Genomic DNA, 25,474 nt, shown 5'->3' with positions numbered 1-25,474 from the left:
ATAATATATATCTCTTTTCAGAGGCTGTCAATGACTTGGTTTTCTATTATTTTGACTGCATTTTTATGCATCAAAACCCGCATGTTTTCAGGGTTTTTCCGCCCTATGATGCTTTTTCCTCTCCTTGACAAAAACACTTTAGTCATTTAAACTACTGCCTCATATCATATCCATCATTTCCGATCTAAAAAGGAGGCTGTTTGATTCCGATGAATCCTATTCAAAGCCGTTTACAGGCTCACGCACCTTTGATTTTAGACGGTGCATTAGCAACAGAGCTTGAACGAAAGGGCTGTAACTTAAACGATCGTTTATGGTCAGCCAAAATACTTATTGAACAGCCACAATTGATTCAGCAAGTACACTTGGACTACTTCCAAGCAGGTGCTGACTGCGCAACAACCGCCAGCTACCAAACAACGATTGAAGGCTTTGCTGAAAAAGGCTATACAAAAGAAGAAGCGATTGAACTCATGAAACGCTCTGTCACTCTTGCGAAAGAGGCACGCGATCTTTTTTGGCAGGATGAAGCGCGTCGTGAAGGACGGACAAAACCATTTGTCGCTGGATCTGTGGGGCCATTCGGCGCTTATTTATCTGATGGTTCAGAATATAAAGGAAATTATGGACTCTCAGAGCAGGCTCTTATTGATTTTCACAGACCAAGAATTCAGGCATTAGTAGAAGCGGGTGCAGATATTCTTGCATGCGAAACGATTCCTTGTCTGATTGAAGCAACTGCCATTGCAAAGCTGCTGCAGGATGAATTCAGCGGGGTATCTGCTTGGATCACATTCAGCGCAAAGGATGGCCTGCACATTAGTGAAGGTGATTCCATTCGAGAATGTGTACAAGCGCTTGAGCCTTATGAACAAATCGCTGCCGTCGGCGTGAACTGTACGCCGCCGCAATTTATTACTTCTCTTATTCAAGAAATGAAAAAGGGAACGAGCAAACCGATTGTGGTATATCCAAACTCAGGTGAAATATATGATCCTGAAGAAAAAGTATGGAACGGAGATACGTCTCATCTTACTTTTGGGGAATGTGCGCATCAATGGTACAAAGACGGCGCGAATATCATCGGCGGCTGCTGCCGGACGACCCCAGAAGATATCAATGACATCTTAAAACGAACCACATCGTAGCATCATGAATCATCACACATACTTCTAAGCAAAAGGGCGGGAAGACATGGAACAAGCAAAAGATCAGTCACAACAATATCAACGAAAAATGACGAGCCGGCACCTGTTCATGCTTTCTCTAGGCGGCGTCATTGGAACAGGGCTCTTTTTAAGCTCTGGGTATACCATCAATCAGGCCGGACCTGCGGGGACCATTCTTGCCTATCTTGTCGGGGCTTTAATTGTCTACCTCGTGATGCTTTGTTTAGGTGAGCTGTCTGTCGCAATGCCGGTCACAGGGGCTTTTCATACGTATGCAACAAAATACATTGGACCTGGTACAGGCTATACGGTTGCTTGGCTATACTGGCTGACATGGACAGTGGCACTCGGTTCGGAATTTACAGCCGCAGGACTATTAATGCAGCGCTGGTTTCCAGACACTTCAGTTTGGATGTGGAGTGGTGTTTTTGCTCTTCTCATCTTTTTACTGAATGCATTTACAGTCAAGTTTTTTGCAGAATCAGAGTTTTGGTTTTCCAGTATTAAAGTGATGGCTATTATTCTCTTTATTATTCTTGGCGGAGCTGCCATGTTTGGTTTGATCCCATTAAAGGGCGGTGAGGCCGCTCCGTTGTTTTCTAATTTCACTGGCGAAGGCGGACTTTTCCCAAACGGCTTTTTACCAATTTTAATGACGATGCTTGCGGTCAACTTTGCTTTTTCAGGTACGGAGTTGATTGGGATTGCTGCGGGTGAAAGCGTCAATCCTGACGAGACCATTCCAAGAGCAATTCGCACAACCGTCCTGCGTCTCGTCCTGTTTTTCGTTGGAACGATTGTTGTGTTGGCTGGCTTGATTCCAGTAGAAGAAGCCGGGGTGATCAAAAGCCCATTTGTCGTGGTATTTGATCGTATCGGGATTCCTTATGCCGCAGATTTCATGAATTTTGTCATCCTGACCGCGATCTTATCTGCCGCAAACTCAGGATTATACGCATCATCTCGTATGCTTTGGTCGCTTTCTGAGGAACGGACACTTCCTAAAAAACTGGCGAAGCTGACGTCAAAAGGCATTCCTTTGAATGCACTCATTTTAAGTATGATCGGTGGTATTCTTTCTTTGCTATCGAGCGTGATCGCACCAGAAACGGTATACCTTGTCCTAGTGTCAATCTCTGGACTGGCCGTTGTGGTTGTATGGATGGGGATTGCTGCCTCACAGTTTATGTTCCGGAAAAGATTTTTACAGGAAGGCGGACAGCTTCATGATTTATCCTTTCGAACACCGCTCTATCCAGTAGTTCCGATTGCAGCCTTCCTCCTATGTCTTGCATCTGTCATCGGCATTGCCTTTGATCCAAATCAGCGGATTGCCCTCATCTGCGGCATTCCTTTCATTGCGCTCTGCTATGCTGCCTATTACGTGACAGCTTGGATTCAGAAAAAACGAGAAAAACCTGGTGTATAAACATCAGGGTTTTTTCATCTGACAAAAAAGGATATCGCTAGTAAAAGAAGCACACTTTGGTATATGATAGGAATCTATGATTTCAGGATGAACCAAGGGAGTTGTCGTGAATATGGAAATGACCATTACAAGAGCATTAAGTGAACTGAAAATGTTAGATAAAAGAATCAACCGAACCGTTGATGAAGCCGTACTCGGTGGATTGATGATCGGGAAACATATACAGCACGGATTTCAGAATCAAGAAGAGATTGAAAAAAAGGCAAAGGCTGATGATCAATCGATTCGAGCTTTAATCAAACGCCGGAATGCCATCAAATCAGCCATCGTTGTATCAAATGCAACCACAATGATTGATGTGGCGGGTGTCCGTATGACGGTGGCAGAGGCGATTGAACGAAAGACGTCGATAGACTACGATATTCGTTATTTACGGAAAATGAAACAGGTGTACAAAGAGCTGGTCGACAAAGCTGAACAAACGAATGAAGATGTGAAAATGAGACTTGATCAGCATTTAGAGACCTTGTTTGGGAAAGATGGAAAGACACAAGCGGCCGCCAACCAAGAGATCGTGAAGTCTTTTCTAGCTGAAAATGAGGCGGTGATCATCGATCCGCTTCGCCTTCGAGTGAAAATTGAACAGCTTTCGAAAGAAATTGAAGATTTCCAAATGGAAGTTGATTTTTCCTTGTCTGAAAGCAATACACTAACGAAAATACAGATGGATTAATTGATTTTGTTAGTGAGCCGAAAATCGATAGGACTAAACACCTCCGAGGGAAAGGTCATTCCCTCCTCATCTGATGATCATCTTAGGATGATCCTTGATAAAAGCTCAAAGCTGAACGTTCAAGGATCAAAGTTCAAGTGTGAAAGTTCTTATCTATCAAAGCTCAAGGTTAAAAGTTAAATGCTCGATCGAATCTGGGAATAACGGCTGATGAGTGTTTGTTTATCGACTCATTCGGTTGCCGCCCAGCAGGTTTGCTAACAAAAAGAAAAGGATGTCACCTGATGACATCCTTTTTTTCTATGAGATTAATAACGTGAAGTATATGCCAAATGGTACACACTTGTGACATTTGAAGATAGTTTGATGTCGTTTGACGTGAACGTCACTGGAACGATATCGTAGTAATGTGTTGACCAGCCTGCATTATTGTATGATTGGTAGCCTGCACCTGCAGGAACTTGAAACGTCAGTGAAAACTGTCCATTCTCGTCTGTTGTGCCTGTCGCTGTTTGAGCATAAGATTTGATGGCTGCTTCAAAATAAAGCTTGATCGGCTGATTAGGCATGAGGTTTCCGCTTGCATCTTTGAGTGTCCCTTTAAACGTAGCTGGATAATAAGAACCCACGCGATATTTACTGCCATAGCCGTAATTCACTATTCCACTATCGGCTGCTGTGACACTTGTTACTTGAACGGATGCTGGTACTGCACCTGTTTCTTCAGCATGTGCAAAGCTTGGGAATACGAGAAGCAATGATAGAAAGAAAGCAAACATGATTTTTTTCATCGATAAATCCTCCTTTTTTTTCCTACTATATTACTATCGACATTAATTGGTATTTTTCCAGTTAAAAACAAAAAAACCTCCCTTTTTTTAGAAAGGGAAGTCCTTTTTTTATTTTTTCACAACCACTTTTACCGCTTTGCTTTCTCTTTTTCTCACATCTGATGCGGTCACATACAAAACTGTTTTGGCTTTTTGCGGCTTGATTTGGGCAGTAAATGCGCCCTTGCTATTGGTTTTGACTGTTTTGATGACTTTCTTTGATTTGTTTTTCACTTTAATGGTCAAGCCTGCACCCGCAGTCCCTTTGACCGCTTTACTTTTAATGGTTACTTTGCTCACTTTCGGCTTAGCTGGTGCTTTGCCTTTTTTCACGACGGTTTTGAGCGTCGTAGCGGCCTTTCCTTTTGACATTTTAATGTGAAGGACCTTGTTTTTGTTCTGATGCTTAATCTTCACACTAAAGGTTCCTTTTTTGCCTGCTGTGCCTTTTCCAAGCAGCGTTTTGCCTCTATACACAGAAATAGCAGCACCGGCTTTTGCTTTACCTGTCACCTTTTGATGCTGATCTTCCACTTTGTTCACTGATGCATTCAATTCGACAGCACTTAATGCAGCAAATGCATTCAGTCTGCCATGTCCTGTCATCCAATCAATTCCTGGGATTTTCGGATCGACAATTGGCTCCTCGTTTTCATCATAGAAAACGTCGTCTTTTCCATCAATCGATTTAAATGAGATGTCATCTGCTGTACTTTGCAAAAGATTTCTCACTTGATTTGGCTTTAAGGATGGATTTTTAGAAAGCAGTAACCCTGCTGCTGCTGCTACATATGGTGTCGCCATTGATGTCCCGCTCAGGTATGAGACATTCCCATCAGGCATGAGGCTCGGAATATCCGACCCTGGTGCTGACATGCTCAGTCCTTTGCCATAGCTTGAAAACTCAGCGGCAATATCCATACGGTTGCTTGCGCCAACCGCCATTGCGTATTTTGACGTCGCAGGGTAGCCCATTTCTGGTACGCCATCATTTCCACTTGCCACGACCACTAGTACATTTCTTTGTGCAGCATAATTCATTGCATATTCAATCACTCTGCTGTAATAGCCGCCAAGGCTCATGTTGATCACCTTTGCGCCTTTGTCCACTGCATGTTTGATCCCAAGTGCAATATGCTCTGTATCGCCAAAGCCATAGGCATCCAGCACCTTCACCGGAATGATGCCCGTATGTTGGTTAAGGCCTGCCATTGAGTAATGATTATCGGATTTTGCGGCAATGATGCCTGCCACATGCGTACCGTGTCCATTGTCATCAATCGCATCTTTGTTTCGTCCAATGAGATTCGCACCTAAGTCTGTACGAACAGTCCCGTTTAAATCTGTCAAACGGCTGTCTACACCTGTATCCACAACAGCAATTAATGTCTGCTTCATTTTGCTTGTGCCAATCAGTGTATTCATTTGTTCAAATTTGACGTCAGCGCCTTTTTTCCCGCTGTTTTGCGCACTGTTTTTCAACGGCCACTGATAACCATACTGCGCGTCGCTGCTTAGCGCACGATAGGTTTGAACAGGCTCTGCAAATTCAACATTCGGCATGCTGGAAAGCTTTCTTGCCGTGCTTTTGATGACCGCTTTGCCTGCTTTTAGTGTCTTTCCAGCTGATTCTTGCCCTGCTGGCACATCATAGACATACATTCCTTTGAATAAAGGACTAACTGACTGTGAGGTCACACGGTTTTCTTGGATGCCGTAGCTTTTCATTTTCTTTTTCGCAGATTGAAGTGTTTGGCCATCCTTTAATTTAAAAATTATCTTATTCGTTTTAACCTTCTCTTCTTTTACAAGCTTTTGTTTCTCTAATACATAACCAACTGACTTTCCTTCAAGCTGATCGATGCCCATTTTTTGACTGACGGCTTCTAATTCCTTTTTTAAATATGCCGGACTTGCTTCTTTGAGCATATCAAAAAGGGAGCCGATCGCCTGTTGTTCTTTTTTTGTTACGACATGACCGCTAAATGCACCATTTTTCTCTACGTCATTTAGCAGTGTTTTTAATGTGAGCAGATGGTTGTATACCTTTTGCTGCTCTTTTTGATGTTTGATGAGCTTTGATTTGAGAAACGGCTTTGTCTTTTGGAGCAGACGTGAAAGCTTTTGACCTTCTGCCGTTTCATTGAATCGTTTATCTTCAATTGTACGAATCGATTGAAGAATTTCACGCCCGTATTTTTTCTCAATAATGATGATTTCAGGCTCATCTTCTTCAGGAAAAACAGGTTCAGAAGGCGGAAGGTTAGCTCCTTTATATCCGATTGTATATGCCGCATCCTCTTCCTCATCACGGCTGTCTTCCTCCGACCCTAAGTAGAGCACTTTGACATAATAGGGACCTGACCATGCATGCGGGAAGTTGATCTCTGTCTCTCCGCTTGCTGTGTCCACGCGATATCTTGAATATGTGTCATCCTTCATCGCTCTGTCCTTACTTGGATAGACCGATACGGACAGCACTTGTTTACTTTTCACAGAAATTTGCATGTGGGTATGTTTTGCCACCTCTTGTGCAGATGGCGTGATTTGATACCACGACTCTTCCTTTTCATTCTGTAATGTACCTGAGATGACTTCACCATTTTTTAACCCAATGGCTTCATTGACACTTGTTCCATGAGTGGCAGCTGCTGCCTCGTATCCAGGTAATGCTGCCATACATAGAATGATGGCCATGAGTACGATCACACAGGATTTGACCTGCTTTTTGAACATGAAAAGACCCCCTTATCTTTTATGATACCTTGGAAGAATATCACAGAAATACATTTAGTAGAATCTGTTTTTTACATAATTAAACTCGTTTTAAGCTAGGATTTGAGATATTCAGTCAGCAAGACGGATAGCTTCATAAACTTTTTGCCATTTCAAACGGAAAATGATGCTATTTAACCATGCGGAAAAGTACATTACAATCAACTTGTAAGCGCTTAACAAACAAGAGAGAAGGGATCAGCTTGTTCCAAAAAGATCATGTTTTCACACAAGTAAACGGACGATCAAAGAATGAGATTTTACAATACATTTCCGAGAAAGCTGAAGACCTTCAGATTACAAACAATCAGGCGGGGCTATTAGCAGATTTGTTGACACGCGAAGACGAAGTCTCAACAGGACTTCAGCAAGGCTTCGCCATTCCACATACAAAAAGCTCCGCTGTACAAACGGCTTCACTTCTTTTTTTAGAACTTGAACAACCCATTGAATGGGGAAGCTTCGACGATTTGCCCACAAGCTATTTATTTACACTGCTCGTTCCACTAGAAGAAGCTAATGTCACACATCTGAAATTACTGTCAGGTATTGCGACCAGTCTAATGGAACCTGCTTTTATCGAGAAGATTCAACCAGGTCAAACAGCTGATTACTATTACGACGTCATTGAACAACAATTGAAAGAGGGGATTACACAATGAAAATTGTCGGTGTCACTTCATGTCCAGCAGGGTTAGCTCATACTCCAATGGCAGCCAAAGCGTTAGAAAATGCAGGTAAACAGCTCGGACACGAGATCAAAATCGAACAGCAGGGGATTATGGGACAGGTGAACGGCATTACAGCAGAGGAAGCGCAGCAGGCAGACCTCTGCATCATTGCCTCAAATCAGCATATCAACGATGCGGAACGCTTCTCAGGCATTCCCACTGTACGTGTCGAGATCGGACGTGCCTTAAAAAATGCCGAGCAAATTATCACCAAAGCTGTAGCACTTGTTGAAAAGAAAAAGTCTGAATCTCAATAAACATGAGCAATGCCATATAGAAAGGAGCAAAGAAAATGAAAGCAAAATTAAAAGTCATTGAAGGCCATCTTATGACCGGTATTTCTTATATTCTTCCTGTAATCATCGGCGCCTCACTTATCGTTGGTTTAGCAAAACTGGTCGGATTAGGGTTTGGCGTTTCAGATTTAAACCCCTATAAGGAAGCTGGCGGCATACTGCACGGCGCCTATTTAATGGAGCAGGTCGGCTGGACAGGTATTGGCTTAATGAACGTCCTGCTTGCTGGATTTATCGCCTATTCCATAGCGGATAAATCAGGCCTTGCAGCCGGTTTTATCGGCGGTGCCCTCGCCAGCTCAACCAATGCTGGATTTATTGGTGCCGTCATTGCAGGCTTCTTCGCAGGATATGTTGCTCTTTTTGTAAAAAGAAAAATTCAAATTCAAGGCTCTGCAGCCGGGCTCGTCCCTCTGCTCATCCTGCCGCTCATTACCGTTGGCTTAACCGGACTTCTTATGTCAGTTCTGCTGGGCGGACCATTAGGCGCTTTGAACACGGCATTAATTGAATGGATTAAAGGTATGGTCGCTGATGGAACAAGCACACTCGCGCTCGCTCTCATTTTAGGGGCGATGATTGGATTCGATCTTGGCGGACCGGTGAATAAATCAGCGTGGATGGCTGGTAACGCCCTCTTCCTATCAGGTGTCTACCTCCCTGCCATTCTCGTCAATATTGCGATTGTCATTCCACCGCTTGGATACGGGCTTGCGACATTGATTCGAAAACGCAACTTCTCCCCAACCTTTAGAGAAGCCGGACGAGGCGGCCTTGTCATGGGGATTATCGGTATTACGGAAGGGGCGATCCCTTTTACCCTCGTCAATCCTTTGAAATTGATTCCGCTCAATGTTGTCGCATGTGCTGCTGGAAGCGGGGTCGCTGCATTATTAGGAGTTCATGACATCATGCCGCCAATTGGCGGGCTATACGGCTTCTTCTCAGTCGGAAACTGGTGGGCTTATTTAATCGGAGCCCTTACTGGCGCACTCGTCATCGGTATTGGCGCCAACCTGCTTGTGAATTTCTCTGAGAAAAAAGAGCCAAAAACGCCGGAACATGATCAGAAGCAGAAAGAAGAAGACGATTTTGACCTTGTGCTAGAAGGATAATTTGAACGAAGAAAGGTGTCGTTGATCAATGACTGTCAATGTACATGTGATTCCACATACTCACTGGGACCGGGAATGGTATTTCACCACCTCCCGCTCCCGTATTTACTTAATGAAAAGCGTAATGGACATCTTAGATACCCTTGAAACAGATGAAAGGTTCCATTACTTCATGCTCGATGCCCAGGCTTCCTTATTAGATGATTATCTGAAATGGCGGCCAGAGGATGAGAATCGAATCAAAAAGCTTGTCACAGCGAAACGTCTCATCATCGGCCCATGGTATACCCAAACCGACCAGCTCGTCATTTCAGGTGAATCGATTGTGCGGAACCTGCAATATGGGATTGAACGCTGTCAGCAGTTCGGCCACGTGATGAAAGTCGGCTATGTCCCTGATTCCTTCGGTCAATCCGCACAAATGCCTCAAATTTATCGCGGCTTCGGCATTGTCGATACGGCATTTTGGCGCGGCGTTTCTGACCATATGACGAACCATACTGAATTCAATTGGCGCGGTGCTGACGGCAGTGAAGTCTTTGCTGTGAATCTGCCATTCGGCTACTACTACGGTGGAAATATCCCTGAGAAAGATGAGGACTTACAAGCCTTTTTATCTGAAAAGATTGGTGCGCTGCAAGCAAAGGCAACCACAAAGAATGTCTATTTCCCGAATGGCTTTGACCAAGCACCCATCCGTAAAAACCTGCCTGACTTATTAGAAAAAGCCAATGAACTTGACAAGCACCACTATCAAATCAGCAGCTTAGAAGATTATATTGCAGCAGTAAAAAAAGAGCGGACATCTTTCGAGACATTACACGGAGAGCTCATTCATGCGAAGCATATGCGGATTCATAAATCTATCTTTTCAACACGAGCGGATTTAAAAATCTTAAACAACCAAATTGAAAACTATCTCGTGAATGTGATGGAGCCCATCCTCACGATTAGCTATTCGCTTGGACACGACTATCCGCATGATACGGTTCGTGATATTTGGTACCTCATGTTTGAAAATGCAGCGCATGACAGCATTGGCGGCTGTAATAGTGACACGACAAACCAAGATGTCTTCTTCCGCTACAAGCAGGCAAAGGAAATCGCCGAGAATCTTGTGGACTTGCACATGCGTCTCATCACAATTCGACTGCAAACAGAGCAAGAAATCACATTCACGTTGTTCAATACACTGCCTTCAAAGCGTTCTGAAGTCATTGAAGTCGAAACCTTTATCACGGAACGTCCATTTACGCTAAAGGATGCAAATGGACGAACGCTTCAGTACACAGTGAAAAGCAAAACCGATGTCACAGATTATGTGCTGGCACAGCAAATTTCTCTTAACCCAAGTAAAGAAGTGTACATGCCAAAGCAAGTATGGAAAGCCATTCTGCTGATTGAAGCCATCAACTTACCGTCAGTTGGTTATACACAGGTCAGCATGGTCTTCGATGAATCAAGCGAATCGGCATGGGAACAAACTGAAGGACGAGTGATTGAAAATACGTATTACCGCATTGCGGCAAATGACAACGGATCACTGGACATCACAGATAAGCAAACTGGCCGGACATTCTCTGAGCAAATGATCTTTGAAGACAACGGAGATGATGGGGATTCCTACAACTATTCCCCCCCTCGTGAGGACCTGTATGTGTCATCCAAGGATCTTTCATCAGCAGACATCTCAGTGGCTAAAAGCGGCCTGCAGCAAGAGCTGACCATCAAGCTTCAGCTCACTGTCCCTTACGACCTAGAGGAGCGCTCTAAGCAATTGGCTGGGACTTCACTTCAGATCACAGCGAAGGTGGCATTAAACAAAGACGATGCTGTCATCCGTTTTCATGTAGATGTGGACAACCATGCGTTAGATCATCGCCTGCGCGTTCTTTTTGATACAGGCATCGCATCAAACGTATCACTGAGCGATCAACAGTTTGGTACAATCGAACGCCCAACAGAGCTAACACAAGAGCTTGAATGGTGGAACAATGAACATTGGGAAGAAAAACCGATCACCATTGAACCGATGCAATCCTTTGTCGCACTTCGTGATGAAGCATATGGTGCCGCTCTGTTGACCGACTGCGTGAGAGAATATCAGATCACAGGAGAAGGCTATACAACGATTGCATATACGCTCTTCCGCTGTTTCGGGAAAATGGGGAAAGAAAACCTTCTTTACCGTCCAGGACGCGCATCTGGGGAAAAAATTGTGGATACGCCTGACGCTCAGCTGCAAGGTGCACTGTCATTCACATTTGGTATGCACTATAGCAAGGATGCAGTCAGCGAGGGACACCTAGCGCAGCTTGCCAAACGGTATACCACACCTGTTCAATGCTACGAGCGGGCAGACTTTTTAAACGGTCGTTTAATTTTCTCTTTCCGAGATGAAAAAGAAGACTTACAATCTACTTATAGCCTGCTTGACATCGAGACAGATGGAGCCATTCTAAGCGCTCTGAAAAAAGAAGAGCACGGAACAGGCATTGTCATTCGTCTCTTCAATCCATATTTAACGCGTCAAACAGCCGCTTCAATCAATAGTTCATCTCTACAACACGGAGAAACAGCGAATTTAGGAGAAACACCTGAAGGACATATACTCAAAGCACAACATGGATCATTACACATTGAACCGCTTACACCTTGTCAGGTACAAACCTACATTGTAAAGAAAAAATGAACATGTAGGGGCGGGATCCAATGGATTCCGCCCCTCTTTAATGGAGGGCATTGATCATGCGAATTGGAGGCATTGAAGCAGGCGGAACGAAATTTGTCTGCGGCTACGGAACTACAGACGGAACGATTGAACACATGACTTCCTTTGCAACAGGGAATCCAGATGAAACATGCCGGCAAGTGATCGATTACTTTACAAAGCATCGTGTCGATGCCATTGGAATTGGGGCATTCGGGCCTGTCGATGTGAAAGAGCAAAGCCCAAGCTACGGGACGATTTTAGACACACCAAAAACAGCCTGGCGCCAATTCCCTTTCCTCTCTACCTTAAAACAAGCCCTCGGAACCCCGATGAAGCTTGATACCGATGTAAACTGTGCAGCACTCGGAGAAGCCCGTTTTTCAACTGAAGCAGAAAAGCCTGCCTCCTTGGTCTATATTACTGTTGGGACTGGAATAGGCGGCGGTGCCTATATTGAACATCGCCTGATTCACGGATTGCTGCATCCAGAAATGGGTCATATCACCGTTCAGCGGCATCCTCATGACACTTACGGAGGCTGCTGCCCTATACATCATGACTGTTTAGAGGGACTGGCATCTGGACCTGCCATAGAAGGACGCTATCATACACTGGCACCCATGCTGCCAGAGGATCATCCTGCTTGGTCACTTCATGCTTACTATCTCGGGCAAATGACCGCTAACCTGCTGCTCACCCTTTCACCAGAACGCATCATTCTAGGTGGAGGTGTGATGAAACAGCCGGCTATGCTGCCGCTTATTCTTGATGAAACAGACAAGCGGCTTCGCGGCTATTTGCAGCTGCCAAAGCCTTTACAAGAAATTATCACAAAACCATCCTTTGATGGATTATCTGGTTTAATGGGCGCCATCGCTCTTGGAACTGATGCCTTGCAGGCGCAAGGAGCCGCGCAATGATGATGACGGCAGATCCTCGAACCTATCAGCTGATTCAGCGGCTTTTTGAAACGAAGGGGTTCGTGAAGCTGGAGGAGCTCACTTCCTCTTTTCGCTTATCTGACCGCTCTATCCGCAATTTAATCAAGGAAGCAAATGAGTATTTAAAGGAAGCAGGAGCCATGATTAAAACGATCCGAGGAAAGGGATATACTCTTTTAACGAGTGATCAAGACGCTTTCTTACTTTGGCTTCATCAGCAAAAGCTTCCTGCCCGCTCTCTTGTCCCCGTCATGCCAGAAGAGCGTGTACGATTTATGATGAGAAAGCTGCTGCTTCAATCAGATTACTTAAAAATTGACCAGCTGGCTGAAGAACTGTTTATCAGCCGCATGACGGTCAGCAGTGATTTAAAAAAAGGACGAGAGATGTTAGCCCGTTACGGCATGACCCTTGTGTCAAAGCCTGGATTTGGCTTAAAGATTGAAGGAGATGAGCTGCAAAAAAGAACGTGCTATGCAGACTTACTTCTTGAAGAAGAGCCTGCTCTCTCTCATATCACCGAGCGGGAGCAGCTCCATTTTCCTGATATATCTCTTGAAACCATTCGATCTATTGTGTTGACGAACCTGCATCAAGAGTCATTGCTCATTAAAGACATTGCCTTAAAAAATTTAGTCATTCACTTAGCCATTGCGATTCAGCAAACACGAAAAAACCAGCGGATATCCGCCAGTAGCGTCCGCACACAAAGATCACCCGTTTTGATGAGAATTGCACAAAAAATCATACAGCAGGTGAGTGACACTTTTTATGTGACCTTACCAGAGGATGAAACAGATTACTTAGTCATGCATCTATTGGCGAACCAAACGTGGAAAGAAGCCGCCCAGCATCAGACGACAGCGGAAGTTCAACAGGCGGTTACAGTCTTTCTACAGCACATTGAAAAAACAAGCGGCCATCGTTTTGCTGATGACAGCATCCTGCAGCAAGACTTGATGCTTCATATGAAGCCGTTATTAAATCGCATCCAATATGGCGTATCATTACAAAATCCGCTTTTGCATGAGATCAAAACGTCCTATCCTTACCCGTTTGATTTGGCTGTCAGCGGGCTGAATGCCTTACAGCTGGTGCGGACGCCAAATGAAGATGAAGCGGCATATGTTGCCCTGCATATCGCTGCTTCAATTGAAAGAAGTCAGCTCGACACCTCGCAAAAAAAGAAAGCGATTATCGTATGCGGGTCTGGACTAGGGACGGCCAGACTGCTTGAAATTAAATTGAAGGCAGCCTTTCAGCACGAGCTTGACATCGTTGAGCTCTATTCCTATCAGGATTATCTCATGAGCACCTCTTTGCCGTGTGACGTCATCATCACAACCGTTCCACTCACATCAAAGGGGAAACCAGTCATTCAGGTCAGCGCCTTTTTTGAACATCATGATATACAACGTGTGAATGAAGTCATTCATTTATTAAATGGGCACGGGGCACCCTCAAAAGAGCTGATGGCGTTTTTTCAAAAGCGATTGACTTTCATGAATGCTGATCTAAGCAGCAAGGATGAGGTATTAGATATATTATGCAGCCGTTTAGAGGCGCATCAGCTAGTATCGTCTTCTTTTCGGCCCTCGGTGTTTGAGCGTGAGCAAATGTCGTCTACCTATCTTGGCAGCGGTATTGCAATGCCGCATCCGCTTATCACAAATGAAGGCACCTCCTCTGTAGCCATCGCACACTTAAAACAGCCAATTGACTGGCAGGGCGACCAAGTTTCACTTGTCTTTTTATTAGCGATTCATAAGGATGACGCTGCCTGTATGAACCAATTCTTTGAACAGGCCGTCGATTTACTAGACAATCCAGACCGCATTCACTCCCTCAAGCAAGCCAAAACATTTAATGAGCTGATGGATGCGCTATTTCAATAAGATCAAACAAAAGGCCGCCCAGTTCATGAGGCGGCCTTTGTGTTATTGAGATAAACGTCATCAATCGTAGATGACATTTTTTCCTTCTTCACTTAATTTTTTTAAGGAGCTCAGCATATGATTGATTTCTTCATCGGAATGTCTTTCCCATGAACCTAATTCTGCGACTATTTTCAACGGAGATTTCGATCGATAAGAACGTGTTGGGTTGCCGGGAAATCTTTTGTCAGTCACATTTGGATCATTTTCAAAATCGCCTAACGGTTCTACAATATAAATTCTTTCTTTCGCATCAGACCTAGCTAATTCAGCACCCCATTTGGCCGCGTTTAGTGTTCCGGTGAAATAGATATGGTTCGATTTTTTATCCTGATAATTGGATAAATAAAGCGGTTCAAGCAGATCTCCAATCTTCAATTCCGCTTTTGTCCCATGAAAAAACGGCCCGGGATCTAACACCTTTTGCTTGTCATTCATACAGCCACACCCCTTATCGTTTTTGACTTGCGTATAACAGTATACGGCTAGAGATGGGCGAGAAACAGTCTATAAATTTAATTAAATTCGGGGTATAATGATAGTAGAGAGTTAGATGTGAACAGACATAAGTACTGTAAATAAAAACGGAAATTTCGCATTCACACCAACAATGACGAAAACAAGAATACCTTCCACAGCTGACAGTATCACAATCAATCTATGGTTCATTGGATATTCCTTCGCAATTAATTTCTGTCCTATATAATTCAAACCATAAAAAATCAAAAACAATGTGAAGAACATAAAAAAAATCGTCATCATATAAACAACCCCTTTCTGATAATGGATTTTTATCCAATTTTTACAATATATCATCAGACTATCATGTTAGAACAACTCGAACAATATGATCTTGCCAATAAAGTGAACAGAAAAAAAGCCAACCACCCGCATAAGGTGATTGGCTTTTTCATCATTTACTTCCCGATGTTGTCTCCATTTTGCTGAATCAAGGTTTCATACCAATAAGAGCTCTTTTTGCGAATTCTTTTGAGGTCTTTTAGGTCAAATTCGTCGCGATTGACATAGATGAACCCGTAGCGCTTGGAGCATCCTTGGTGTGTGCTGATTAAGTCGATGGCTGACCACGGGCAGTATCCGAATACCTCGACGCCGTCTGTGATCGCCCATTTGATTTGCTCGATATGTTTTTCTAAATAATCAATTCGATAATCATCCTGAATTGATCCATCTTCTTCTAACTTGTCGAAAGCACCCAATCCGTTTTCCGTGATAATAAGCGGCAGCTGATAGCGGTCATAAATCTCGCGCATCGTTGAACGGAAGCCGACAGGGTCAATCTCCCAGCCAAACGCATTTTTGCTTAAGAATGGGTTGTTGCCGCCTTTGTAGACGCCATCTTCACCGGATTTCAAATGCTGATCTCCGCCGCGTGCAAATTCGTCGTTGCCATCTCCTTTACTCGCTTCAACCGTTTGAGAAGTGTAGTAGTTAAAGGCAATGAAGTCTGGCTTCGCGCTTTTCAATATATCCATATCTCCCTCTTCGATGACAGGAAGAATGTCTTTTTCTTTCATGTACGCCCAAGCAAGGTTGTTATAACGGCCGAACACCGCCATATCAAGATAAAGCCAGTTTCGGATCGCATTGTAATTCGCCGCAGCAAGCACATCTTCAGGCTTTGGAGAAGCCGGATAAATGAGCGCGATGTTTGGCGCTGGTCCAATTTTCGCTTCAGGCAGCATTTGATGACAAAGCGTCATGGCTTTTGCCTGTGCAACGAGCATATGATGATTCTGCTGATACAGTTCTTTTTTCGGATTTTCTAAATTTGGATCAAGTGTACCGAGCGCTGATCCATGTAAGATCATCATGTTTTGTTCATTAATGGTCAGCCAATAGTTTACCTTCTGACCATACTCCTTGAATAGCACCTCTGCATAGCGTTCAAACGCATCCACTGTCCCGCGGTTAGACCACCCGCCCTTTACTTGAAGCGCATGAGGCAGATCAAAATGATACATTGTCACGATTGGTTCAATGTCATAGCGGCGCAATTCATCGATGAGAGAATGATAGAATTCAATCCCCTTTTGATTGATCTCCCCATCTCCATCTGGAATGATCCGTGTCCACGCAATGGAAAAGCGATAAGCCTTCAAGCCCATTTCCGCAAACATCTTCACATCCTCTTTATAACGGTGATAGTGATCGCTTGCGACTTTAAAATCCGTTGTCCCTTCAGGATAACTTGCTCTCATGTCAATGACAGAAGGCCCCTTGCCATCCTCGTTCCACGCACCTTCTACCTGATAGGCGGAAGTAGATCCGCCCCAGAAAAAGTCTTTTGGAAATGATGCTAGTGTTGAATATCTCATGATTTCTTCCTCCTCTTGATTAAACTAGATGTAAAAATGATTGCCCTGGTGTGATTTGTTTCTCTTCTGTTTCAATGATATCGCTAAACTCACCTGAATTGGTAATAATCACTGGTGTTGTGACGGACAAGCCGGCTGCTTGGATGGCTTCTATGTCAAACTCAGCAAGCAGTTCGCCTTCTGTGATGGTTTGCCCCTGAACAACCTTCGGGGTAAAATGCTTTCCACCTAATTGTACGGTATCCAGTCCAATGTGAATGAGTACTTCTGCTCCGCTTTCAGAAGTTAGACCATACGCATGGCCTGTTGGGAAAACCGTTGTCACGACTCCTGATACTGGTGCAAACAGCTTTCCTTCTGATGGAATGATGGCTGCGCCCTTTCCTAATGCACCAGATGAGAATGCTTTATCCTGCACTTCCTCCAGCTTGATGACCTCGCCCTTTAAAGGACTTTTCACATGAGCGGCTTTGACCCCATGTTCGTTTTCAATTACCGGTGCAGAAGCGGCCGGCGTTTCATCTTCATCTACTGGATCTTTAAATCCAATCAAATAAGTTAAGATGATCGAAAGGACGAACGAGACCGAGATACCGATGATGAACCCTGTAAATCCTTGACCGTAGAAAATCGGCAGTGTCAGTAAACTTGGAAGGCCTGACGCAATTGCAATACTTTGTGAATAACCGATAATCGCACCGCCGACCCCAGCAGAGATAACAGCTGCAATAAATGGTTTTTTCAAACGAAGTGTGACCCCGTATACAGCTGGCTCTGTGATCCCAAACACAGCAGAAACTGCTGTTGATCCAGCCAGTGATTTCAGTTTTTTATTCTTTGTTTTCAGCATAACACCGATGGAAGCACCGGCTTGTGAAAATACAGCTGGCGCAGTGGCCGGCTTGATATGATCTTTCCCATGGACTGCGATATTATTTAAAATCACTGGCACAAGTCCCCAGTGGATACCGAAGATGACAAGAATCTGCCAAGCCATCGCAATTAAAGCACCTGCAAGTGTAGGACTAAAGGAGAAGACTTTCAGCAAAACAGCTGCAATGCCATTCCCTGCATACACACCAAATGGTCCGAATACGATGAGTGTCAGCGGAACAACCGTGACAAGCAAAATGAGTGGAGTAATAAAGTTTTTGACACTTTCATGAATGACTTTGTTAAAGAAACGTTCGATATACCCCATGACAAACACTGCCAAAATGATTGGGATGACCGTAGATGTATAAGACATTAAGACGACTGGAATCCCGAAGAATGTCACATCTCCGCCGCCTTTTGACAATTCTTGAATGGTTGGGTAAATCAGTGCACCTGCTATCGTCACAGCGACAAACGGATTCGCTTTAAACTTCCTAGCAGAAGTGAATGCGAGCAATAATGGCAGGAAGTAGAACAAGCTGTCAGATGCAGCAAATAAAATTTGATACGACGTATCTTCAGGAGATAACCATTTCGCGTTGATACAGATGCCTAAGAGACCTTTTAAAATACCTGCTCCCGCCATGACACCGAGAAGTGGTGTGAAAATCCCCGATACAATGTCGACGAATTTCCCGAAAAGGCTTGTGCTCTCTTCACCTGATTTTGCAGATGAAGCAGAGGAATCCTCTAATAGATTCGTAAACTCTCCAATTTCTCGATATACCTCTGGTACGGTATTGCCAATGACCACTTGAAATTGGCCGCCGCTTTCCATAACGGTAACGACGCCATTTAATTTTTCAATGGCCGCTTTATCTGCTTTTGATCTGTCATTTAAGGTGAAACGAAGCCTTGTGGCGCAATGCACCAATGAATGGACGTTTTTCTCTGTACCAATGTGTTTAATAATGTCTTCTGCTAATTGACGATAACTCATGCAAAAACCCCCTTTTTTTCAAAAAAATACGTTTTTGGGCAAAATAAAAACCTAAACGGGCACCAAAAATAGTCGCAGCTTGCTGTTGCGCTTTTTCAGTGAACGTTTAGGTTTTGCCTGCCGAACAGTCACAATCCTCTAAGACGATCATTGTGAAACCGTATTCTTTTATGTTTATGAGCAAATAGTACCACTCACCTTTTCTCATGTCAACGCTTTCTTTTAAAATCTATCTTTATTTTTCTCGTTTGATCAGTCGATTCAAATGAATTGATAGATACAGCATCTCCTCTGATGTGAGATCCCGGTGATAGGTTTGATAGACATATTCTGCGATTTTCTTTGCGCAATCGTATGCTTTCGGATATTTCACTTTGATCAGCTGATATAAGTCCTGATCTTCGCTGACAAGGAGTGTTTCATTGATCAGACGCTGGACGAAAAAGCGCAAATGCGTGAGAAAACGATAGAAGTTGAGTGAGTCCTCATCAAATTCCATGTTGAGGTGATATTTCACAATGGTGAGAATGGCATTGACTTCCTTTGTGATATTGACCGTCGTATTCATATCCTCATTGAGCTCTGCGTTAATGATATGCATGGCAATAAAACCCGCTTCATCCTCAGGCAGTTCAATATGAAGACGCTCTTCAATCATCTCAAGACAGTCCTTTGCCACAAGAAATTCATCTTTGTATAAGCGTTTAATCTCCCAAATAAGCGAATTCTCAATCAGATGATTTTTCTTCAGCCGTTCGATGGCGTAATGAATATGGTCTGCCAGCGATACATGCAGACTTTCGTTTAATCTTCGATTCAGCTTTGTATGTGCATATTGGATCATTTCCTCGGTCACCTTGACCACATCATACGGAACCTCTTGAAGCAGCATTTTCATCCGCTCGTGAACGGAATGATCCTCCAGGCGGAAGACTTTATCAATCAACGATTCGTCCACCGGGTCCCCGGGACGTCGCTGGAAAGCGATGCCTCTGCCCATGACAACGATTTCTTTTCCATGTTCATCTATGACACTAATGACATTATTGTTTAGAACCTTTTGAATCTGCATTTCCAAACACCTCCGTCTATGACCAACAACTTTACTCAAAATATGCTCTCATCTTAACACAATTGTCAAATCACTTGGTGCTTTTATCTGACTTTTGCAATAGATTTCACCATGATTCTACCCTTTCATAGATGGTCTGTTCCTTCAATTGCCTGCATACAATACTCCTGAGGAGGTGACCTTCTGTGAAATCTTTTTTCTGGTCTGCATCATTTTTATTCTTGCTCATATTTACCCTCATCATTCTAGGCATCGTATTCTGGCTGAGTGGACAAGGCTTAGGCCAGCTTTGGAGATATGTGCTCATTTCACTTGTCACAGCGGCCGTTTTGCGCGGCGTCACCACTTGGCTGAAACGGCATGTGATGCACCTTTCCTCCAAATAAAAACGGCTGCCCCGAGTGTTCAGGCAGCCGTTTCTTTATTCTTTGGTTGCTGCAGCTTCCTTCTGAGAAGCACGCAGCTCATCATTGATTTTTTTCGCATCCTCTAAAAACTCTGTTTCATATCCACTTTTGAGTGCCCACATATAAAATAGCAGAGCTACCACCGTAATCAGTGCCATGTCCCAGCCATAATGAATGATGTTATAACCGCCGAATTTATCACTGCCAAGACAGGAAATCGTCATCATCACAAGCAGGTACACAACCATCCAAGCACCCGCCTTAAAGTTGCGGCCGAAGCCTTTCCACTTCGCTTTTGCTTGATAGTAAAAATAGATAGGAAGACCAATGAGAATAATGAACAGCACCTGACCTGTTAACGGCCATCTTGCCCAATACAGTGTCAATGAGGCAAAGACAAAACCGAGAGGAGCAATGATGCTAAGTCCTTTTATTCGGAGCGGTCGATATAAATCTGTCCCTGTCTTTCTCAGCGTCATGACGGTCACTGGTCCAGTCAGATAAGAAATGAGTGTAGCGACCGAGATAATTTCAGCAAGTACACCCCAGCCTCTAAATAAAAACAGAAAGATAAACGATACGGCTAAGTTAAAAAACATTGCTGGACGAGGCACGCCGTAAATAGGGTGCAGACGGCCAAGCACACTTGGCATGTATTTGTTTTTTTCCATTCCATAAATCATACGAGACGTCGTTGCGGTATACGTAATTCCTGTACCAGAAGGCGACACAAACGCATCCGCATATAAAATCAGAACAAGCCAGTTAATCCCAAGCGCAATGGCAAGGTCCGCAAATGGCGAGTTGAAATTCAAATGACCCCAGCCGTTCACAATCATAGATGGATCAACAGCACCGATAAAGGCGACTTGCAAAAGCACATAAATCACAGTTGCAATGAAAATCGATCCGACAATGGCAATTGGAATCGACCGGCCTGGATTTTTTGCCTCACCGGCCATATTAATCGGGCTTTGGAAGCCATTGAAGGCAAACACAATCCCAGATGTCGCAACAGCTGTCAGCACACTCGCCCAGCCGTTAGGGGCAATACTTGTTCCAGAAGTAAAATTCTCACTATGAAAACCTACGAATAAGAGCGCACCAATTGTTAATCCTGGAATGACAATTTTAAACACGGTAATGAATGTATTTGCTTTTGAAAATAACCCAACTGTCCAATAATTAAGCAGAAAGTAAATCACAAGCAGCACACTGGCAACCATAAGACCTTCTGTCGTCAATACCCCTTTTGTAACCAAATGAGATGTCCACTTTGCCCACTCCCAAGGCCATGAGCTCATGTACTGGACGGAAGCAACCGCCTCCACTGGTATCACCGAGACAATGGCGATCCAGTTCGCCCAAGCTGCAATAAACCCAATAAAAGATCCGTGTGAATATTGCGTATATTTCACCATTCCGCCTGCCTCTGGAAACATCGATCCGAGTTCACTATAAGACAAAGCGATAAATAAAATCACAACCATCCCAATCAACCAGGATAAAATAGCAGCAGGACCGGCGATTTGAGCAGCACGCCAAGCACCGAAGAGCCATCCTGAACCAATGATTGAGCCAAGACCTACCATCATTAAAGCGAAAGTTCCCATCCTACGATGCAAATGATTCATGTTCATAACACCTTTCGATTAAAATAAAGAGCATGTGTCAAGCAAGCGTCTTTCTTTCAAAGCAGCTCACTTTTCATTTTACTGGCAAATATTTCTTCTAATAAACATTTACCCTTGTTCATTTTTTTGCCTGTTATATTATCTCTCAATTCTTCATTTTCTGAAATAGTCGAACATGCTTATTTCAAAAGAAAGCGCTTTTTTACCTGTTCAATCTATTAGACTGAATAACTACCTTTACCCTTATTTTGAAAAAAACAAAACAAAAAAGATAGAGGAAATGACTTCCTCTCCCTTCTAACCCACGCCATGTAAAGAAAAAAAGGATAAAGGGGGGTTCCCTCTATCCTTGTGAAATCGCTTGTTCTTTTTCAATAACAGCTAGTCTTTCTTGAACTTCTTCTTCAGATAAATTGTGCTGTTTCACATACAGGTTCCGTTCACTTGTGCGGCATTCATGACTGCAGCTGCGCATATACTTATGCTCACTCTCTTCAGTGGCAATCATCTTACGGTTACATGCAGGGTTCGCACAGTTCACATAACGCTCGCAAGGCTCACCAGTGAAGAAATCTTTTCCGACAACCACATGCTCTGTTTGATTCACTGGTACTGTTAAGCGATTATCAAACACATAGCATTGACCGTCCCATAGCTTCCCTTGTACTTCTGGGTCTTTTCCGTAAGTGACAATTCCGCCGTCGAGCTGAGAGACATCTTCAAAGCCTTCACGCTTTAACCAGCCTGAAAACTTCTCACAGCGTACGCCGCCTGTGCAATAAGTCAGAATTTTTTTGCCTTCAAGAATCTCTTTATTGTCACGAATCCACTCAGGTAATTCACGGAATGTCTCAATATCAGGACGAACTGCCCCTCTGAAGTGACCAACATCAAACTCGTAATCATTACGCGCATCAATCACAACAGTATCAGGTGATTGCATTTGCTCGTAAAATTCAACCGGGCTAAGATGTTTCCCCGTTAATTCCAACGGATTCACATCATCCTCAAGGCTGAGGTTCACTAGTTCATTCCGATGACGGACGTGCATTTTTTTAAACGCATGACCATCTGCTTCGTCAATTTTGATCGGCATAGACGCAAAGCGCGGATCTTCTTTTAACGCTTGCATGTACTTGTCCGTTTGCTCAATAGTTCCAGAAACCGTTCCGTTCAAGCCTTCTGCTGATACGAGGATACGGCCTAACAAACCAAGCTCCTTACAGATTGCTAAATGCTCTGCTGTAAACGTCTCTGGGTCCTCAATGGGGACATATTGATAGTAAAGTAAAACGCGATATTGTTTTTCCATCTATATAAACACCTCTTAAATTTAATCAAAACATACCATTCTTTATCATACAGGAAATACATACCTAAAGGCAATGTCGGCGGCTTAATTCCATAAAACGGAAGGGCCTTTCTTCTCATATATTTGACTATTTGACAGAACTTTCTGTAAAATGAGATGATTTATGAACAATATGATGTGTAAAGGAGCAATGATCCATGATCCAGCCAGAAGATATTGTCAGAAGCGGCCCTAACCAATTTATTTCTCAAAAAGGAATCTATCATGAACTTGAATCCCTTGTTTCTCCTTTTCAGTCACCTGCTGTAGTGACAGGATATGATTCATACCAAGCTTTTTCACAATACACAAAGCTGCCGTCCGAGTGGCCTTTCATTCAGCACAAAGGATACAGTTCACCTAATGCGGTCACCCAGATCGCAGAAGAGCTTAACGGGTCAGATGTGATCATCGGCATCGGGGGCGGAACGATTTTAGATACCGCAAAATCAGTTGCAGACGTTCTTCAAATCGAAGTCATCATGGTGCCAACGATTCCCGGCACATGTGCTGCGTCTACACCTCTCAGCGTCATTTATGATGACAAAGGAAACTTCATGAGAGTTGATTATCATAAACGATCCAGCTACCTCACCTTAATTGATCATACTTTTTTGCTTTCCTCTCCTCTTTCCTACTTTCAAAGCGGAATTGGTGATACGCTGGCAAAATGGTATGAAGCAGAAGCGATTATTCGTAACACAAAAGGCGCCTTGCCGCTCATGGTACATGCAGCACTAAAGCAGGCGGTATATGTTCGAGACATTCTTCTTTCTCATAGTGAAGAAGCTGTCAACAGCTTAAAAACAGGTCAGCTTTCACAAGCATTCGCAGATGTGACAGATACGATTATTACGTTAGCAGGAACAGTCGGCGGCTATGGGGGACGCTATGGAAGAATGGCAGGAGCCCATGCCGTTCATAATGGATTGACATTTATTGAAGAAACGCATCATGTGTTACATGGACAAAAAGTAGCTTATGGCATCCTCGTCCAGCTTGCCGCAGAAAACCGAATGTCCGAGGTTGAGGAATTACTTGAACTCTACCAAACTCTCGGATTACCTAGAAATATGCGCGATCTTGGTATGACAACTCAACTGGAAGAAGCGGCACTTACGGTAGCAAACCATGCGGCACGTAAAGATGAAACCTTTTGTTTAATTGGGGACTATTCTAAAGAACAGATTGTTGACGCCATTCAAATCATTGAGACCTATCACCCCCAAAAATCTGTCTAAAGATGAGGGAAATAAAAAAGCACAGGCATCGCACCTGTGCTTTTCTTTCGATTAAAAATCAAAGTTATCTGGATCTGGACCCGTGCGCTCATCTTCATTGAGCTGATCAATGACACCCATCTCACGTGCGGACAGCTCGAAATCGAAGACTTGTGTGTTTTCGATGATTCGGCTCTTCGTCACAGATTTTGGAATGGTGATAATGCCATGCTGCAAGTCCCAGCGAAGAATCACTTGCGCTACTGACTTGTCATGTTTTTTCGCGATATCCTGGAGAACAGGATGGTTTAGAAGCTTCCCGCTGCCTAATGGCGACCACGCCTCTACATGAATTCCTTTCGATTTGCAGTAGTCTCGTAAAGGCTCCTGCGTCAGCTTCGGATGCAGCTCGATTTGATTCACCATTGGCACAACTTCTGCCTCTTCCAATAAATCCTCTAAATGATGCTGATGGAAATTACACACTCCGATCGCTCGAACGCGTCCATCCTTATATAGTTTCTCTAGCGCTTTCCATGTTTCTTTATATTTGCCTTCAACTGGCCAGTGAATCAAATAAAGATCTAATACATCTAATCCCAGCTTGTTCATACTTGTTTCAAAGGCTTCGAGTGTTGATTCATAGCCTTGATCATTATTCCAGACCTTTGTCGTAATGAATAGATCATCGCGCGAGATACCTGATTGCTGAATGGCTTTGCCTACCCCTTCTTCATTTTGATAGGCGGCTGCTGTATCAATGCTGCGGTAGCCCGCTTCAAGAGCGTCTTTGACTGCATTTACAGCCTCATCTCCATCTTTTACCTGCCATACACCAAAGCCTAGCTTCGGCATTTTTACTCCGTTTGCTAATGTGACTGTATCTGTTAATCCACTCATCAAACAAAC

The 25,474-nt window shown here is 43.7% G+C and carries 21 protein-coding genes; 11 read left to right on the top strand and 10 right to left on the bottom strand.

The window, feature by feature from the left end; all coding sequences use genetic code 11:
• Positions 1-209: 209 nt before the first annotated feature.
• The 3 genes from mmuM to AAYR28_RS01335 all read left to right on the top strand — a co-directional run bounded on the left by mmuM (position 210) and on the right by AAYR28_RS01335 (position 3,331).
• Positions 210-1,148: a homocysteine S-methyltransferase gene (gene mmuM, locus AAYR28_RS01345; protein ID WP_070326735.1), complete on the top strand. Its 939-nt coding sequence runs from the start codon at positions 210-212 to the stop codon at positions 1,146-1,148.
• A gap of 46 nt (positions 1,149-1,194) precedes the next feature.
• Positions 1,195-2,598, top strand: a complete 1,404-nt coding sequence (gene mmuP / locus AAYR28_RS01340; RefSeq protein WP_070326636.1) for an S-methylmethionine permease — start codon at positions 1,195-1,197, stop codon at positions 2,596-2,598.
• Positions 2,599-2,710: 112 nt separating this feature from the next.
• Positions 2,711-3,331 (top strand): hypothetical protein, encoded by a 621-nt coding sequence (locus AAYR28_RS01335; RefSeq protein WP_070326635.1) that lies wholly within the window; start codon positions 2,711-2,713, stop codon positions 3,329-3,331.
• A gap of 308 nt (positions 3,332-3,639) precedes the next feature.
• Here AAYR28_RS01335 and AAYR28_RS01330 read toward each other — a convergent pair whose 3' ends face one another.
• Together AAYR28_RS01330 and AAYR28_RS01325 are read right to left on the bottom strand one after the other, a co-directional pair.
• Positions 3,640-4,122 (bottom strand): Ig-like domain-containing protein, encoded by a 483-nt coding sequence (locus AAYR28_RS01330; RefSeq protein ID WP_061110437.1) that lies wholly within the window; start codon positions 4,120-4,122, stop codon positions 3,640-3,642.
• A gap of 108 nt (positions 4,123-4,230) precedes the next feature.
• Positions 4,231-6,897 (bottom strand): S8 family peptidase, encoded by a 2,667-nt coding sequence (locus tag AAYR28_RS01325; RefSeq protein ID WP_342495926.1) that lies wholly within the window; start codon positions 6,895-6,897, stop codon positions 4,231-4,233.
• Between the two features lie 242 nt (positions 6,898-7,139).
• Here AAYR28_RS01325 and AAYR28_RS01320 point away from each other — a divergent pair, with 242 nt between their 5' ends.
• The 6 genes from AAYR28_RS01320 to AAYR28_RS01295 are packed head-to-tail and all read left to right on the top strand — an operon-like array spanning position 7,140 to position 14,627.
• Positions 7,140-7,598, top strand: a complete 459-nt coding sequence (locus tag AAYR28_RS01320) for a PTS sugar transporter subunit IIA (protein ID WP_046313691.1) — start codon at positions 7,140-7,142, stop codon at positions 7,596-7,598.
• On the top strand, positions 7,595-7,924 hold the full coding sequence (locus AAYR28_RS01315) for a PTS fructose transporter subunit IIB (RefSeq protein WP_024424400.1): 330 nt from the start codon (positions 7,595-7,597) through the stop codon (positions 7,922-7,924). Before AAYR28_RS01320 ends, AAYR28_RS01315 begins: the two co-directional genes overlap by 4 nt.
• Before the next feature lie 35 nt (positions 7,925-7,959).
• On the top strand, positions 7,960-9,078 hold the full coding sequence (locus AAYR28_RS01310) for a PTS fructose transporter subunit IIC (protein ID WP_046313686.1): 1,119 nt from the start codon (positions 7,960-7,962) through the stop codon (positions 9,076-9,078).
• A gap of 28 nt (positions 9,079-9,106) precedes the next feature.
• Positions 9,107-11,770 (top strand): mannosylglycerate hydrolase, encoded by a 2,664-nt coding sequence (gene mngB / locus AAYR28_RS01305; RefSeq protein ID WP_326134892.1) that lies wholly within the window; start codon positions 9,107-9,109, stop codon positions 11,768-11,770.
• Positions 11,771-11,826: 56 nt separating this feature from the next.
• A complete protein-coding gene (locus AAYR28_RS01300) occupies positions 11,827-12,711 on the top strand; it encodes an ROK family protein (RefSeq protein ID WP_098677757.1) in 885 nt (294 codons plus the stop codon).
• Positions 12,708-14,627, top strand: a complete 1,920-nt coding sequence (locus tag AAYR28_RS01295; protein ID WP_326134891.1) for a BglG family transcription antiterminator — start codon at positions 12,708-12,710, stop codon at positions 14,625-14,627. The genes AAYR28_RS01300 and AAYR28_RS01295 overlap by 4 nt, the downstream gene beginning before the upstream one ends.
• Before the next feature lie 60 nt (positions 14,628-14,687).
• Here AAYR28_RS01295 and arr read toward each other — a convergent pair whose 3' ends face one another.
• From arr to licT, 5 genes are all read right to left on the bottom strand, one after another.
• Positions 14,688-15,104, bottom strand: a complete 417-nt coding sequence (arr, locus tag AAYR28_RS01290) for an NAD(+)--rifampin ADP-ribosyltransferase (RefSeq protein ID WP_034283133.1) — start codon at positions 15,102-15,104, stop codon at positions 14,688-14,690.
• 111 nt (positions 15,105-15,215) lie between these two features.
• The gene (locus tag AAYR28_RS01285; RefSeq protein ID WP_326133447.1) at positions 15,216-15,428 is read right to left on the bottom strand and encodes a hypothetical protein; all 213 of its coding nucleotides are present in this window, start codon (positions 15,426-15,428) and stop codon (positions 15,216-15,218) included.
• 155 nt (positions 15,429-15,583) lie between these two features.
• Positions 15,584-17,005, bottom strand: a complete 1,422-nt coding sequence (locus AAYR28_RS01280; protein ID WP_044333462.1) for a glycoside hydrolase family 1 protein — start codon at positions 17,003-17,005, stop codon at positions 15,584-15,586.
• A gap of 19 nt (positions 17,006-17,024) precedes the next feature.
• Positions 17,025-18,881: a beta-glucoside-specific PTS transporter subunit IIABC gene (locus AAYR28_RS01275; RefSeq protein WP_120208487.1), complete on the bottom strand. Its 1,857-nt coding sequence runs from the start codon at positions 18,879-18,881 to the stop codon at positions 17,025-17,027.
• Between the two features lie 235 nt (positions 18,882-19,116).
• A complete protein-coding gene (gene licT / locus AAYR28_RS01270) occupies positions 19,117-19,953 on the bottom strand; it encodes a BglG family transcription antiterminator LicT (protein ID WP_024424409.1) in 837 nt (278 codons plus the stop codon).
• Between the two features lie 185 nt (positions 19,954-20,138).
• Between licT and AAYR28_RS01265 the strand changes: the two genes are divergently transcribed.
• The gene (locus AAYR28_RS01265) at positions 20,139-20,339 is read left to right on the top strand and encodes a hypothetical protein (protein ID WP_120208490.1); all 201 of its coding nucleotides are present in this window, start codon (positions 20,139-20,141) and stop codon (positions 20,337-20,339) included.
• A 35-nt stretch (positions 20,340-20,374) separates the two neighbouring features.
• On the opposite strand, the gene AAYR28_RS01260 is transcribed toward AAYR28_RS01265, so the two are convergent.
• Together AAYR28_RS01260 and AAYR28_RS01255 are read right to left on the bottom strand one after the other, a co-directional pair.
• Positions 20,375-21,994: an APC family permease gene (locus AAYR28_RS01260; protein ID WP_034283122.1), complete on the bottom strand. Its 1,620-nt coding sequence runs from the start codon at positions 21,992-21,994 to the stop codon at positions 20,375-20,377.
• 343 nt (positions 21,995-22,337) lie between these two features.
• Complete coding sequence (locus tag AAYR28_RS01255) at positions 22,338-23,306, bottom strand: rhodanese-related sulfurtransferase (RefSeq protein WP_345808910.1); 969 nt, start codon at positions 23,304-23,306, stop codon at positions 22,338-22,340.
• Between the two features lie 197 nt (positions 23,307-23,503).
• Here AAYR28_RS01255 and AAYR28_RS01250 point away from each other — a divergent pair, with 197 nt between their 5' ends.
• Positions 23,504-24,586, top strand: coding sequence for an iron-containing alcohol dehydrogenase family protein (locus tag AAYR28_RS01250; RefSeq protein ID WP_034283117.1), 1,083 nt, complete (start codon positions 23,504-23,506; stop codon positions 24,584-24,586).
• A gap of 51 nt (positions 24,587-24,637) precedes the next feature.
• Here AAYR28_RS01250 and AAYR28_RS01245 read toward each other — a convergent pair whose 3' ends face one another.
• On the bottom strand, positions 24,638-25,465 hold the full coding sequence (locus AAYR28_RS01245) for an aldo/keto reductase (protein ID WP_034283114.1): 828 nt from the start codon (positions 25,463-25,465) through the stop codon (positions 24,638-24,640).
• Positions 25,466-25,474 lie beyond the last annotated feature (9 nt).

The sequence above is a fragment of the Bacillus safensis genome, from assembly GCF_039619585.1.
In the GTDB taxonomy this organism is placed as follows: Bacteria; Bacillota; Bacilli; order Bacillales; family Bacillaceae; genus Bacillus; species Bacillus safensis.
This window is presented reverse-complemented; position numbering and strand designations above follow the sequence as displayed.